Below are 13,613 nucleotides of genomic sequence, written 5' to 3' on the forward strand. Positions count from 1 at the left end.
CGTCGGGGTTGTAGTCCAGAAACATGCGCCGCAGTCTAAGCTGCGGCGCACGCCGATGCCGTAAGCAGTCGTTGCAACGGGTTTCAGCGCCGCCTTGCGGCGCCTTTCTCAGGCGGGTATCACCGGGGGCAGCTTCAACAACCCATCCGCCTTGAACATGGCGCGAATCCCCCGCACCGCCTGCCGAATCCGCGCCTCGTTCTCGATGAGTGCAAAGCGCACATATTCATCCCCCTGGTCGCCAAAGCCGATGCCTGGCGACACACACACCTTGGCCTTGTCCAGCAGCTGCCGCGCAAATTCCAGCGAGCCCAGCGCGCGATACGGCTCGGGGATGCGGGCCCAGATGTACATGCTGGCCTTGGGGCAGTCCACGGCCCAGCCGGCTTCGGTGAGGCCCTTGTAGAGCACGTCGCGGCGGCGCTGGTACTGGGCGGCGATGTCTTTCACGCACTGCTGGTCGCCCTCCAGCGCAGCGATGGCGGCCACCTGCAGGGGCGTGAAGGTGCCGTAGTCGTGGTAGCTCTTGATGCGGGCGAGCGCGGCCACCAGGTCGGGGTTGCCCACCATGAAACCCACGCGCCAGCCAGCCATGTTGTAGCTTTTGCTGAGCGTGAAGAACTCCACCGCCACGTCCTTGGCGCCGGGCACTTCCATGATGCTGGGGGCGCGGTAGCCGTCGTACACGATGTCGGCATAGGCCAGGTCGTGCACCACCAGGATGTCGTGCTTCTTGGCCAGGGCGATCACGCGCTCGAAGAAACTCAGCTCCACGCACTGCGCCGTGGGATTGCTGGGAAAGCCAAAGATCATCATCTTGGGCTTGGGGTAGCTGCCGCGGATGGCCTTTTCCAGCTCGGCAAAAAAGTCCACATCGGGCGCCACGGGCACGCTGCGGATGTCGGCACCGGCAATCACCGCGCCGTAGATGTGGATGGGGTAGCTCGGGTCAGGCACCAGCACGGTGTCGCCCCGGTCCAGCGTGGCCAGCATCAGATGGGCCAGGCCCTCCTTGGAGCCGATGGTGACGATGGCCTCGGTGTCGGGGTTGATGTCCACCGCATAGCGGTCTTTGTACCAGTGGCTGATGGCACGGCGCAGGCGCGGGATGCCTTTGCTGGCGCTGTAGCCGTGGGTGTCGGGCCGCTGGGCCACTTCGGTGAGCTTGGCGACGATGTGCGGCGGCGTGGCCCCGTCGGGGTTGCCCATGCTCATGTCGATGATGTCTTCGCCCCGGCGGCGGGCGGCGAGCTTGAGCTCGGCCGTGATGTTGAAGACGTAGGGAGGGAGGCGATCGATGCGCGCAAAACGGCGCTTGCCCTGCGATGCAGACATGCGGTGTGACTTTCACGTAAGCGCCCGGAACCGTCCGAGCGACGTGGCTGGCAGAAAGGCCAGCCCGCAGCCAATGTAGCGCAAGCTGCGGGCAGCGCTCCAGCCCTTTGTGCGCAGTGTGGCGGCAATGCCGCAGTGGGGACGAGGGCTGGCCGCCGCCATCTACGATGGGCGCATGAACACCCTCTCATCCACCAACCCCACTGCCCTGCCTGCCGACCATCCCTTTGCCCAGGTGCAGGTGCTGGCCTTCGACATCTTTGGCACCGTGGTGGACTGGCACGGCAGCATTGCGCGCGAGGTGCGGGCACTCTATCCCCAGGTAGATGCCGATGCGTTTGCACTGGCGTGGCGCGCGGGCTACCAGCCCGCCATGGCGCGGGTGATGCGCGGCGAACAGGGCTGGACGCTGATCGATGCCCTGCACCGGCAGATCCTGGACGAGATCCTTCCGCGCTTTGGGCTGGCACACCTGGGCGATGCCGAGCGCCACCACCTCAACCGCGCGTGGCACCGGCTCCATGCCTGGCCTGACAGCGTGCCAGGCCTGACGCGGCTCAAGCAGCGCTACACCATCACCACGCTATCGAACGGCAACATCGGCCTGCTGACCAACATGGCCAAGCGCGCCGGGTTGCCCTGGGACTGTGTGTTGAGCGCCGAGGTGTTCAAAGCCTACAAGCCGCATCCCGACACCTACCTGGGCGTGGCGCGGGTGTTTGACCTGCCACCACAGCAGGTGGCGCTGGTGGCGGCGCACCACGACGACCTGGCCGCTGCGCGGGGATGTGGCCTGCGCACGGCGTACATCGAACGGCCACACGAGTTTGGCGTGGCACAGCCCAAGGATGTGTCGCCGCAGCCGGGCAATGACTTGCATGCCAAGGACCTGAACGATCTCGCCCACATGCTGGGATGCTGAACGGCCAGCGGTGCGGTGTGCGCGCGCGTCAGTGCGCCACCAGCAGCTGCACAAACATCTGCACCTTGGCGCGGCACTCGGCGCTGATGGAGGTGAACTCCAGCCCGGCCACCCATTCGTCGCCCTCTTGCTTGAGGGTGATGACCCGCGCATACACATCGGCCACGCGGTAGTCCACCAGCGGCAGCTCGAACTCCAGCTTGATCTCGCTGTGGGGTTCCAGTGGCTCGATCAGCTCGACCAGCAGGCCGTGGTAGCCAATGTCGCGGATGGCGCCGTGCACGATGTGGGGCACCACGATCTTGTCCTGCATGCGCTGGCACAGGCAGGGCAGGCGCGCGTCCACACGGTGGCTGCGGCGGAACTCCTGGCGGGGCACCTTGAGCTTGTGCGACGGGATGGCGATCAGCTCACGCAGGCTGACGGGCTGCGTGCGCCCCTTGACGAACACCTGCATGGGCGCAGACGCCGACACCAGCCCCCAGCAGCGCTGGTAGGTGGAGTCGCTGATGAGCACCTGGCCCCGCAGGCTCAGCGCCTCAATGCGCGACGCCAGGTTCACGGCCTCGCCGATCACCGTGTATTCGGAATACACATCCGAGCCAAAGCGCCCGGCCATCACCGTGCCGGTGTTCACGCCAATGCCCAGAAACACCTCCGGCAGGCGCTCGGTCAGGTGGGCCAGGTTCAGCTCGCGCATGGCGATCTGCATCTCCACCGCACACAGCAGCGCGCGGTCCACATCGTCGTCGCGGGCCACCGGGGCGCCGAACAGCACCATGATCGAGTCGCCCATGAATTTGTCGATGGTGCCCTGGTACTTGAACACCACCTCCGACAGCCGTGCCAGGCAGCGGTTGAGCGCCGCAATGACCACCGACGCAGGCTGTGAGCCCGACAGCGCGGTGAACCCACGCAGGTCGGCGAGCAGGATGGTGACCTCGCGCGGCGCCACCTCCAGGCCGGTGGCGGCAGCACCTTCGGGGTTTTCCATACCGTGCAGGATGCCCGCCATCTCGGCCTGCGCCGCCTCGCCCAGCGGCTTGCCGGTTTCGCGTTCGATCAGCGCCTGCAGGCGGCGCACGGCGTCGTGGTGGAATTCTTTGTGCATGGAGGTCTGGGGCGTGGAGCGGCCGGGTTTTTGTGGGTGGGGGTAAGAACCTGTTCAGGTTCTAAAGGCAATGCCTGCCATTCACCACCCAGAATAGGCGCCGCCCCACGGCTGGTCAACCGGTGAAAACACCGCGGGCAAAGCAGCAACAGCGAGGTCAGCGGCACCTGCCCGCTATCAGCAAACCGGTGTGGAGCGTGCGAGCAGCGCCGCAGCGCTTCCCGGTAGAAGAATTCGGTCTTTTTGGCTGGAAGCGCTACATCCATATGCATCAAATGCTATCAACAACATAGCAATTGATGCGTCTTCCCCCGTCACCTGGCAGCCACCCGGTCCACACACACAAACTCGCCCACCGCGCCGTCATAGTCCCACCGTGCCGCCACCCTCGCCTGGCCGTCTGGCACAGCGCCCGATGCCTCGGTGCTGAGCACCACCAGGCTGTTGGGGCTGCCGTGCCGCAGGCGGTGCGACACCGCCGTGCCCGCGCTGCTGGCCCACAGCCCCGGCACTGGCTGCAACAGGCGCGGCCGGTGCACGTGGCCGGACAGCAGCATTTGCGCACCGGCAATGCGCCAACGCTCCACGGCTTCGTCGGCGCGGTGGGGTCGGTGGTCGCGGTCCTCGGCGTCGCGCGCTACCAGCGGGTGGTGGCTGGCCACAATGCGCCATGCACCCGGGGGTGCACGCGCCAGCAGCAGCGCCACATGCTCGATCTGGGCAGACGACAGGCTGCCGCGCTCGTGCCGCCAGGCACGGGTGGTGTTCACACCCACCACGTAGAACGCTCCCATCTGCCGTACCGGCTCCTGGTCCATGCCGAACTGTTCGGAGAACCTTTCGTACGAGCGGCCCCAGCGCATCCACCACGCAAACAGGGGCAGGTCGTGGTTGCCCGCCAGCACCAAGGTGCTCCGCGCATGCAGGCCCTGCACAAACCGCGCAGCCTGCTCAAACTGCTCGGCCGTGGCGCGCTGCGTGAGGTCGCCCGACACCACCACCATTGCCACACCCAGGCGTTGCGCCAGCCGCTGCACAGCAGCACACACCAACGGGTCGTGCGCACCGAAGTGCAAGTCCGACAGGTGCATCAGAACAGTCATGGCAGGTGGTCGCAGGCAGTGGGCTGGCGCACGGGGGACCCCATCATGCAGGCAGCAAGCCGGGGGCGGGGGTAATGCCGGGCGCAGGCGTGTCGGTTGCGGAGGCTGCGAAAGCGGTCTCTTCTGGTGGTGGGGTCTGCGCTGCGCCATCGCGCGCCAGCGGGCTCGGCGCCACCAGCCACAGCGGCCGCGCACTGATGCGGAAATGCAGGGGCGGCGCCATCCACTCCCGCTCGCCGTCAAACGCCACCTTGACCTGCGGGGGCCGCCAGCTGGCGGGCGCCACGGTCAGCTCGGCACACGCCATGCTGACCACCGCGTTGTCCTTGTCGAGCTGGCCGGTGGCCGCGTTCCACACGGTGCGGGCGATGGCCCAGCGCCCCTGGGGCTTGAGCATCACCACGGCCAAGTGCCCGCCGTCTGCCACCTTCTGCGCCTGCGGCAGGCCCATGCGGTCCAGCTGCAAGGGGTTGTTGCCCACAAACAGGGTGGTGACCAGATGCTCCTCCTGCTGCGCCTCGGCGCCCTGGTGCGTCTTCATCACCACGCGCCAGCGGCGGCCCGATGCGGGACGAAACAGGCTCCACACCGCCGCCGCTATGGCCACCCAGCGCTTGCGGCCAAAGCGGCGCGATGCCATCTCGCGGTCGGCCAGCATCTTGGGGTACAGGCCCACGCTGGCGTTGACCACAAACATGCGGCGGTTCACAAACCCCACCTGCACCGGCCGCAGGTCCCCTGCATGCAGCGCCTGCAGCAGGTCCTGCACGGCGGTCTCGGGGTCCAGCGCCAGACCGTGCTCGCGGCTGAAATAGTTGAAGGTGCCCATGGGCACCACCCCCAGCGGCACCCCGGCGCGCAGCGCGGCCGACGCCACCGCGTTGATGGTGCCGTCACCCCCGGCGGCCACCACCAGTCCGCCATCGTCCTGCGCGGCCTGGGCGGCTTGCTCGGCCAGCTGCACGATGTCGGCGCGCCGGTCAGGCACGTGCCACACCACGTCGTGCGCCTGCAGGGCAGGCACACCTTCGAGCTTGGCGCGCAGCAGGTCCAGGTCGGCACCTGGCCGCCGTGGCACCACCAGATGGATGGGGCCACGGGGCTGGGGAGGGAGGGTGTGTTCCGAAGGTGTCATTCAAAAACTCTGCAACAAACAAGAGCAACCACACACCGCGCTGAGCCAATCGCAGCGACCGGGCGAGCCCGCAGGGCCACACCACGCGATGATTACCAACACGGATCGCAGGGCACTCCATGGTGACAAACGGCTGCCCCCCGTGCAGCCGGTAGCCACGCCTACCCTTTGTCAGCCGCCTCCGACAGCGGCAGTGACGATGCAATACACCCACCACGCAACGGGATGCTGGGAACTTCGGTACAACCCACGGCTTCTCTCCATGGGCCGCCCGCCCTGCGGGTGCATCCAAAGAAAGGACCCACTATCTCCATGACCACAACCTCCAGTGCTTTGGCCGCCACCGACATCGGCGCCCTGCTGGCGCAACACCCCCTGGGCTGGTGGATGGCTGGCGTGCTGTCGTTTGCCCTGCTGGGTAGCGTCGCCTTGACCGGCTTGCGCCGCCTGCGACAACACGCAGGCGCCCCGCTGGGCCGCATGTTTCCGGCGCAAGCGCGCTGGGTGTTGGTGGCCGCCATGGCCACCTCGGCCTGCACGCTGGCTCTGGCAGGTGCCGCGCTCGCGGAGCTGGCCGAAAGCGGGCGCGCCCCGGGCACCTGGGGCGCACTGGACGACGCACTGGCTGCAGGCCTGCAAGCACAGGCATCCGCCGCCGTGCTGCAATGGTTTGCCACCCTCACCCACCTGGGCGACACCTGGGTGCTGACCGCGCTGGCGCTGGGCGTGGCCGCCCTGCTGTGGCTGCGCCGGCACCGCCTGCTGGCCACCGGCTGGCTGGTGGCCATGGCGGGCAACGGCGCGTTGACCAAGGTGCTGAAGCGTCTGTTCGAGCGCGTGCGGCCCGAGCACACGCACGGCATCGCCGAGGCCAGCGGCTACAGCTTTCCCAGTGGGCACAGCAGCGCATCGATGGTGGCCTACGCCATGCTGGCCTACCTGGCCACGCGGCTATTGCCCCGCGCCTGGCACCTGCCTGCGGTGGTGCTGGCCGGCGCGCTGATCTTCACCACCGGCTGGAGCCGTGTGGTGCTGCACGTGCATTACGCCAGTGATGTGCTGGCAGGCTGGCTGCTGGGCGGCACGTGGATGGTGTGCACGGTGCTGATCATGGAGAGCGTGTCGCGCTGGCGCGGCGCGGCGCCCCCGGCGACGTGCCGCTGAGCCGCCGCCCGGGCGCCCCGGTTCACCGTGCGGGTGAATCCTCGGTAGACGCCATGGGCTGCATCGGCAAGACCACACAGGACGCACGCCCCGGCCCCATGTGCACGGTGTTGAACGCCACCACCCGTGGCCCCGCACTGCCCTCCGGAGCGCCGGTGTTGGGGTTGACGTCGAACCGCGGGAAGTTGCTGCTCGAGATGTCGAGCCGTATCCGATGGCCTCGGCGGAAGAGGTTGGACGTGGGCATGGGCTCGATGGTGATCTCCACCACCTCGCCAGGCGCCATCAGCCCCGGCTGCTCCCACGAGTCGCGGTAGCGGCAGCGCAGGATGCCGTCGGTCAGGTTCATCGCATACCCCTCGGGGTAGTCCTCGCTGGGCGGGTACTGGTCGATCAGCTTGGCCGTGAAGTCGGTGTCGGGTGCGGTGGACGACACCCACAGCGCGATGGTCACCGGCCCGGTGATCTCCACATCGCTGTCGAGCGGCGGCGTCTGGAACACCAGCACGTCGTCCCGGCCAGCCAGCGGCCCGAACGGCGCCTGCGCACCGAACAGCCCGTCGTGCGTGCGCTGGTCGTAGGCACCGGCCACCATCAGCGGTTCGCCCGAGGTGACGGAGCCCCCGATGGTGGGTACCGGCCTTGCGGGGTCGAAGCAAAAACCGGCCTGGGCCTCGGCCTGCGGTACGGACTGCGACAGCAGCCCGCCCAGCGCGAGGTACCAGGGCACCAGCGTGGTCGCCGGTACAGGCCAGCGGGCCGCGCTGCGCCAGACGCCGCCATGGTCGAGCCGGCCTTGCGGCGTGCGCCGCCCAGTGCCCCCGCCCATGCAGAAGTAGCGCACGGCATCGTCCTGCCCCTCGGGCAGCGGCTGCCCGCGCAGCCAGTGGTTGAACCACGCGAGCCGCATGTGCACGTAGTCGGGTGCAAGCGTGCCATCCAGCACCGCATCGCGGCCGAAGTCCACATCACCCGCGTACGGCACGCTGCGCTCGCCATGCGTCCAGGGGCCCAGCACCATGCGCACATCGCCCTGCCCGCGCTGCGAGAGCCCGAGGTAGTTGTCGGTCGTGGTCTGCGCATAGGGGTCCCACCAGCCGCACATCAGCATCACGGCCACGCCTTCGAAGGCGCCGTAGTGGCCTGCCGCATACAGCTCGGGCTGGCGCCAGTGGTCATCGAAACTGCCGCGCTCCCATTGGCCGAAGAGATAGTCCTCGTACTCGGGCGCCCACTGCAGCGGCGAATCGCCGCGCGTCCAGGGCAGGCGCAAGAACCATTCGCCGATGTCGGCCTGGTCGAGCGCCTGGCGCGCGGCATCGCTCAGGCTGTTGCTGCCGCTGCGCGCATTGCGCAGGGCCCACACGGCCTGCTTGAGCTCGAAAGCACCCCCATGGCGGATGCCGCCCCGGTAGGCATTGGCAAAGCCGCCGCATTCGAGAAACATGGCCTTGAGCCCGGCGGGCCGCTGGCTGGCCAGCGCCGTCTGAGTGTGTGCCGCGTACGACAGGCCGTAGGTGCCCACGGCGCCGTTGCACCAGGGCTGCGCCACGATCCACGCCATGGTGTCGGCGCCGTCGTGGGCCTCGCCCAGGTACTTGGTGAACTGCCCCTCGGAGTCGAAGCGGCCCCGGCAGTCCTGCACCACCACCGCGTAGCCCTCGCGGGCAAACCGCTCGGCCACCTCGCCGCGCCGCAGGGGTGCGGGGTTAGCGGCGGTGCGCTCGCGCCGGGTGGGTTCGTCTTTGCCGTAGGGTGTGCGCTCCAGCAGCACCGGCAGGGGGCCGGTGTGGCCGGCCGGCAGATACACATCGGTGGCCAGGTGCACGCCGTCGCGCATGGGCACCGGGCAGGTGTGCCGCACCACCCCGCCCACACCGGCCGGGGCGGCGGACGGCGCCATTGGATTCATCATCGTGGTCATGGAAGGTCCTGCCTCAGTCGAGCTTGAGGTTGCGGTCCTTGACCAGCTTGGCCCAGCGCGCCGTGTCTTCCTGGATGAACCGGCCGAGCTCCTGCGGCGTGGTGGGCGCGGGCTCGGCACCCTGCGCCACCAGCGAGGCGGTCACTTCCGGGTCGGCCAGCGATGCGCGCAGCACCTTGCTGATTTTTTGCACCGCATCCGCCGGAGTGCCCGTGGGGGCGAACAGGGCGTACCAGATGTCGTACTCGAAGTCCTTGAGCCCCGCCTCGGCCATGGTCGGCACCTGCGGGAAGGCGCGCGAGCGCTTGGCGCTGGCCACCGCCAGCGGCACCAGCTTGCCCGCCTTGATGTGCGCAGCCACGCTGGGCACTGCATTGATGCCCAGCTGCACATGCCCGCCCGCCAGCTCGTTCACCGCCGGGCCGCCGCCCTTGTACGGGATCTGCACCATGCGCGTGCCGGTGGCCGCCTGGAACATCTCCATCGACAAATGCCCCGGGCTACCGTTGCCACTGGTGCTGTAGTTCAGGCCGCCGGGGTTCTTGCGTGCCAGCTCGATGAGCTCCTGCACCGTGCGGACCTGCAGGCTCGGGTGCGTGGTGAGGATGGGCACGTTGACCACCACCCGCCCCACCGGCACGAAGTCGCGCGAGGGGTTGTACGTGAGCTTGCTGGACAGCAGCGGCGCCGTCACCATGCCGGAACCTGCGCCCATCAGCAGCGTGTACCCGTCGGCCGGCGCCGAGGAGACCGCCTGGAAGCCGTGCGCACCGGGCCGGTTGTCGATGACGACAGGCTGCCGCCACTGGTCCGACATCTTGCGTGCCACCACACGCATGGCCGTGTCCGCAGCTGCCCCTGCCGGAAACGGAATCACGATGCGCACGGGCTTCTCGGGGAACTCGGCCGCGCCCGCGATCAGCGGGTGGCACAGCATGAAGGAACACAACAGCGCGAGCGTTTGCGGCATGCGGGACAACCAGGGAATCATGCGGTGCTTGTTATCAGAAATCATGGCGAACTCCCGCGCCAATGGCGCGCACGGACACATTGCTGCGGCTCGAATCGACGCCGTCGCGGTCGATGAAGGCCTGCAGCTCGGTGCGTTTGGACAGGGCATAGGTATAGGCTACCTGCTGGCGCTTGCGCAGGCCGCGCAGCGACGCCTGCACATCGCGCTGCATCACGTTGACGACGATGGTGTGCTGGCCAGCTGAAAAGCGGGTGCCCACCAGCCAGTAGTCCACATCGGCGCGGGTGGTGGCCGACGTCCTGGCGTACGTATCGCGGCCCAGCAGCACATAGGGCTCGATCGCGCCGAAGTCGTAGCGCACGCCGGCCTGCCATTTGCTCGAGAACTCGTTGGCCAGCAGGCCACCCGGGCGCGTGTCCTTGCCGTAGCCGATGCCTGCCGACCAGGGCCCATCGGCATAGTTGAGGCCCAGGTCCAGCGACTTGGCGCCGTTTTCCTGCTCGGGCGTCTTGGCATCGCCGCGCAGGTAGTAGCGCGCCCGCAGGTTGACGCCGCCCCAGGTGGGGCTTTGGTAGCCGATGGCGTTGGACGTGCGGTTGCGCGCGTTCAGGATGGAGGTGCCGATGGCCGTGGCCCCGGCATCGTTGGCGGCGAACGAGGTGATGCGCGTGACTTGCGAGTACAGCGGCGAACCGGTCGGGTTGGCGGAGTCGAGCCGCCCCAGCGCCACCGTGCCCAGGCTGCCGCGCAAGGCGGCATAGCTGTTGCGAAACGCTGGCGTGGTGGCGGCGCCGGAGTCGGCTTCGAGCCCCATCTCCAGGCCGAACAAGGCGGCCAGGCCATCGCCCAGGTCTTCCTTGCCGCGAAAGCCCAGGCGGGATGCGTTGTCGCGCTCTTCCGTGACGGAACCGGCGTTGCCGGTCTTGACATTGTTGACGGTGAGCCGCACCTGGCCATAGACCTGCAGGTCCTGTGCGGCAGCGGGCCCAGCAGCCGAAACGGAAAGGCCGCAGGCGGCCAGCGCGAAGGGAAATGAGCGCCTCATGAAATCTTGCTCCTTGAAGGGGTGGTGCCAGGTTGGCTGATGACGCCGCCGATTCTGTGGAGCGAGGTGCTCGGCCACAACGCTATGACGAACGCTGATGACCCTATGCAATAGACCGCAGGTTTGCGCTGGCGTGGGAGCAGTGCAAAGATGCAGGCCGGCTGCCTGCATACCAGAACGTCTGCCCCTTCTCCATCCCATGAACTTCAAGCAACTCGAGGCCTTCCAGGCCATCATGCTCAGCGGCTCCACCACCGGCGCGGCCGAGCGCATGGGGCTGTCGCAGCCCGCCATCAGCCGTTTGCTGGCGCAGCTGGAGGAAGACCTGGCCCTGCGTCTGTTCGTGCGCGAAAAAGGCCGCCTGAGTCCCACGGCCGAAGCCCATGCGCTGCTGCACGACGCCCAGGTGCTGATGGACTCGGCGCAGTGCTTTCGCCGCCATGCCGAACAGTTGCGCCTGGGCGGCTTCAAGCGGCGCTTGCTGAAGGTGGCGGTGCCCAGCACGCTGGCCACCACGCTCATGCCGGTGCTGGCCAAGCGCTTCATGCAGGCGCACCCGGACGTGGTGCTGGAGGTGCTGTCAGGCTCGTACAACGACACGGAGCGCGCGCTGCTGAGCCGCGATGCGGACATCGGCCTGGTGCGCCTGCCCATGGAAATGCAGGGACTGAGCACCCGCGCCAGCCTGGACTCCGAAGCCGTGTGTATCATGCCCCGGGGCCATGCACTCGAAGGCCTGGCGGAGGTCAGCCCCACCGACCTGATCGACGTCAGCCTGATCCTGCTGGGGCGCCAGCGGCAGATCCGCCACGACATCGACATGGCCTTTCGCCAACGGCGCGTGCAGCCGCGCGTGGCGCTGGAGGTGCACTCCATCAGCGAGGCCTGCGCCCACGTGGCCCAGGGGCTTGGGGTCTCGATCGTGAACGCCTTGCTGGCGCAGCACTGCCCGTACGAGGCGATCACGTCGCGCCCGTTCAGGCCCCGCATCGCCTACCAGCTGGGCATCGCAACGGTGGCCAACGCGACGACCTCGCCGCTGCATGACACCTTCACCCGGCTGCTGGTGGAGGCGATGGAAGCACCGTCCCCCGCCGTGGCATTGCCTTCAGCTCTCTGAAACTGGCACGCCCCTCGCTTGTGCACCCGTGGAACTGGCCTCGCCAGGCCACCGGGTGCGTCCCCCTCCCGCGCAGCGAGAGAGGGGGAAGGCGCCGCAGGCGACTCAGGGGGTGCGGTCTTAAATCGCCACGAGGTTGCGAATGCCCTTGGCTTCCATCTCGCTACCTGGCCCGCGGGCGATGACCTCGCCGCGTTCCATCACCAGGTACTCATCGGCCAGTTCCTGCGCAAAGTCGTAGTACTGCTCGCACAGCAGGATGGCCATTTCTCCCTGGTCGGCCAGCATGCGGATCACGCGGCCGATGTCCTTGATGATGCTGGGCTGGATGCCCTCGGTGGGCTCGTCCAGGATGAGCAAACGCGGGCCGGGGGCCAGCGCGCGGGCAATGGCCAGCTGCTGTTGTTGCCCGCCCGACAGGTCACCGCCCCGGCGTTTGAGCATCTGCTTGAGCACGGGGAACAGCTCGTACAGGTGTGCAGGCACCGGCGTCGATCCGCTTTTGTAGGCCAGGCCCATGCGCAGGTTTTCTTCCACGGTCAGGCGGCCGAAGATTTCGCGGCCTTGCGGCACAAAGCCGATGCCTGCGCGCGCCCGGTCGTAGGGCGTGGCTTTGTCGATGGGTTTGCCGTCGAAACTGATGCTGCCGCTCTTGATGGGCACCAGCCCCATGAGGCTTTTGAGCAGCGTCGTCTTGCCCACGCCGTTGCGGCCGAGCAGCACAGTGACCTTGCCCGGGGTGGCGGTGAGGCTCACGTCACGCAGGATGTGGGAGCCGCCGTAGTACTGGTTGATGTTCTGGACGGTGAGCATGGTGACTTGGGGTGTTTTGGGCCGCTAGCGCTAGTTCAATATGCGCCGGCAGCTATATTTTTGATAGTGAATACTTTCACCGGCCGAGGTACACCTCGATCACGCGCTCGTCGGCCTGTACCTGGTCGAGCGTGCCTTCGGCCAGCACCGAGCCATCGCACAGCACCGTCACCTTCTCTGAGATGGTGCGGATGAAGCCCATGTCGTGCTCCACCACCATGAGCGAGTGTTTTCCCTTGAGCGTGAGGAACAGCTCCGCAGTGCGGGCGGTTTCTTCATCGGTCATGCCGGCCACGGGTTCGTCCAGCAGCAGCAGCTTGGGGTCCTGCATCAGCAGCATGCCAATCTCCAGCCACTGCTTTTGCCCGTGGCTCAGGTTGCCCGACTGGCGCGTGACGCTGTCGACCAGGTGAATGGTGTGCAGGATCTCTGCCAGGCGGTCCGACTGTGCGGAGTCGAGCTTGAAGAACATGCTGGACTTCACGCCCTTGTGGGTCTTGAGCGCCAGCTCCAGGTTCTCGAACACGCTGAGCTGCTCGAACACCGTGGGCTTCTGGAACTTGCGGCCGATACCCAGGCTCGCAATCTCGGGCTCGTTGTGGCGCAGCAGGTCGATGGTGGAGCCAAAGAACACCGTGCCTTTGTCGGGCCGGGTCTTGCCGGTGATGATGTCCATCATCGTCGTCTTGCCCGCACCATTGGGGCCGATGATGCAGCGCAGCTCGCCCGGGGCGATGTCCAGGCTCAGGCCGTTGATGGCCTTAAAGCCGTCAAAGCTGACATGCACGTCTTCCAGGTACAGGATGCGGCCGTGGGTCACATCCACTTCACCCGGCGTGGCAATGCGCGAGAAGCCTGCCGCGCGGCCGCCCGACTCGGTCTGGCCCAGTGCGACGGGCGCCAGCGTCTTCTGCAGCCGCCGCGCGCCTTCTTCCATCAGATCGGGCGTCATTGCGCGGCTCCCTTCG

Annotated in this window: 12 protein-coding genes and 1 pseudogene; 4 read left to right on the top strand and 9 right to left on the bottom strand. The window is 67.5% G+C overall.

The genetic code is table 11. The features are described from left to right. Positions 1-108: 108 nt before the first annotated feature. Entirely contained in the window at positions 109-1,335 is a 1,227-nt protein-coding gene (gene alaC, locus AC04MI_RS18365; RefSeq protein ID WP_436078159.1) for an alanine transaminase, read from the bottom strand. A gap of 175 nt (positions 1,336-1,510) precedes the next feature. Here alaC and AC04MI_RS18370 point away from each other — a divergent pair, with 175 nt between their 5' ends. Then, positions 1,511-2,257, top strand: coding sequence for a haloacid dehalogenase type II (locus AC04MI_RS18370; protein WP_476498359.1), 747 nt, complete (start codon positions 1,511-1,513; stop codon positions 2,255-2,257). 28 nt (positions 2,258-2,285) lie between these two features. Here AC04MI_RS18370 and AC04MI_RS18375 read toward each other — a convergent pair whose 3' ends face one another. Beyond that, complete coding sequence (locus AC04MI_RS18375) at positions 2,286-3,368, bottom strand: adenylate/guanylate cyclase domain-containing protein (RefSeq protein WP_108498312.1); 1,083 nt, start codon at positions 3,366-3,368, stop codon at positions 2,286-2,288. Between the two features lie 314 nt (positions 3,369-3,682). Continuing rightward, positions 3,683-4,471, bottom strand: coding sequence for a metallophosphoesterase family protein (locus AC04MI_RS18380; protein WP_436078161.1), 789 nt, complete (start codon positions 4,469-4,471; stop codon positions 3,683-3,685). Between the two features lie 197 nt (positions 4,472-4,668). On the opposite strand from AC04MI_RS18380, the gene AC04MI_RS18385 reads away from it, so the two are divergent. After that, a complete protein-coding gene (locus AC04MI_RS18385; RefSeq protein WP_353937047.1) occupies positions 4,669-5,286 on the top strand; it encodes a hypothetical protein in 618 nt (205 codons plus the stop codon). On the opposite strand, the pseudogene AC04MI_RS18390 reads toward AC04MI_RS18385, so the two are convergent. Beyond that, positions 5,232-5,606: pseudogene (locus AC04MI_RS18390) on the bottom strand (diacylglycerol/lipid kinase family protein); the annotation flags it as partial. The gene AC04MI_RS18385 and the pseudogene AC04MI_RS18390 sit on opposite strands and share 55 nt — an antisense overlap. A 312-nt stretch (positions 5,607-5,918) precedes the next feature. On the opposite strand from AC04MI_RS18390, the gene AC04MI_RS18395 reads away from it, so the two are divergent. Then, positions 5,919-6,770: a phosphatase PAP2 family protein gene (locus AC04MI_RS18395; protein ID WP_436078162.1), complete on the top strand. Its 852-nt coding sequence runs from the start codon at positions 5,919-5,921 to the stop codon at positions 6,768-6,770. A gap of 22 nt (positions 6,771-6,792) precedes the next feature. Here AC04MI_RS18395 and AC04MI_RS18400 read toward each other — a convergent pair whose 3' ends face one another. The 3 genes from AC04MI_RS18400 to AC04MI_RS18410 are packed head-to-tail and all read right to left on the bottom strand — an operon-like array spanning position 6,793 to position 10,712. Next, entirely contained in the window at positions 6,793-8,694 is a 1,902-nt protein-coding gene (locus AC04MI_RS18400; protein ID WP_436078163.1) for a CocE/NonD family hydrolase, read from the bottom strand. Between the two features lie 13 nt (positions 8,695-8,707). After that, entirely contained in the window at positions 8,708-9,664 is a 957-nt protein-coding gene (locus AC04MI_RS18405; protein WP_476498362.1) for a Bug family tripartite tricarboxylate transporter substrate binding protein, read from the bottom strand. Between the two features lie 34 nt (positions 9,665-9,698). After that, a complete protein-coding gene (locus AC04MI_RS18410; protein ID WP_476498360.1) occupies positions 9,699-10,712 on the bottom strand; it encodes a porin in 1,014 nt (337 codons plus the stop codon). A 199-nt stretch (positions 10,713-10,911) separates the two neighbouring features. Between AC04MI_RS18410 and AC04MI_RS18415 the strand changes: the two genes are divergently transcribed. After that, positions 10,912-11,832 (top strand): LysR family transcriptional regulator, encoded by a 921-nt coding sequence (locus AC04MI_RS18415; RefSeq protein WP_476498361.1) that lies wholly within the window; start codon positions 10,912-10,914, stop codon positions 11,830-11,832. A 120-nt stretch (positions 11,833-11,952) separates the two neighbouring features. Here the strand turns inward: AC04MI_RS18415 and urtE are convergent, their stop codons facing one another. After that, the gene (gene urtE, locus AC04MI_RS18420; RefSeq protein WP_056060636.1) at positions 11,953-12,645 is read right to left on the bottom strand and encodes an urea ABC transporter ATP-binding subunit UrtE; all 693 of its coding nucleotides are present in this window, start codon (positions 12,643-12,645) and stop codon (positions 11,953-11,955) included. Between the two features lie 76 nt (positions 12,646-12,721). Continuing rightward, complete coding sequence (gene urtD, locus AC04MI_RS18425; protein ID WP_476498363.1) at positions 12,722-13,597, bottom strand: urea ABC transporter ATP-binding protein UrtD; 876 nt, start codon at positions 13,595-13,597, stop codon at positions 12,722-12,724. Between the last annotated feature and the right edge of the window lie 16 nt (positions 13,598-13,613).

The sequence above is a fragment of the Acidovorax sp. LjRoot204 genome (genome assembly GCF_056175785.1).

Coding starts and splice junctions, on each gene's coding strand:
- alaC (WP_436078159.1), bottom strand. CDS start 1,335: ATGTCTGCATCGCAGGGCAAGCGCCGTTTTGCGCGCATCGATCGCCTC.
- AC04MI_RS18370 (WP_476498359.1), top strand. CDS start 1,511: ATGAACACCCTCTCATCCACCAACCCCACTGCCCTGCCTGCCGACCAT.
- AC04MI_RS18375 (WP_108498312.1), bottom strand. CDS start 3,368: ATGCACAAAGAATTCCACCACGACGCCGTGCGCCGCCTGCAGGCGCTG.
- AC04MI_RS18380 (WP_436078161.1), bottom strand. CDS start 4,471: ATGACTGTTCTGATGCACCTGTCGGACTTGCACTTCGGTGCGCACGAC.
- AC04MI_RS18385 (WP_353937047.1), top strand. CDS start 4,669: ATGCGGAAATGCAGGGGCGGCGCCATCCACTCCCGCTCGCCGTCAAAC.
- AC04MI_RS18395 (WP_436078162.1), top strand. CDS start 5,919: ATGACCACAACCTCCAGTGCTTTGGCCGCCACCGACATCGGCGCCCTG.
- AC04MI_RS18400 (WP_436078163.1), bottom strand. CDS start 8,694: ATGACCACGATGATGAATCCAATGGCGCCGTCCGCCGCCCCGGCCGGT.
- AC04MI_RS18405 (WP_476498362.1), bottom strand. CDS start 9,664: ATGCCGCAAACGCTCGCGCTGTTGTGTTCCTTCATGCTGTGCCACCCG.
- AC04MI_RS18410 (WP_476498360.1), bottom strand. CDS start 10,712: ATGAGGCGCTCATTTCCCTTCGCGCTGGCCGCCTGCGGCCTTTCCGTT.
- AC04MI_RS18415 (WP_476498361.1), top strand. CDS start 10,912: ATGAACTTCAAGCAACTCGAGGCCTTCCAGGCCATCATGCTCAGCGGC.
- urtE (WP_056060636.1), bottom strand. CDS start 12,645: ATGCTCACCGTCCAGAACATCAACCAGTACTACGGCGGCTCCCACATC.
- urtD (WP_476498363.1), bottom strand. CDS start 13,597: ATGACGCCCGATCTGATGGAAGAAGGCGCGCGGCGGCTGCAGAAGACG.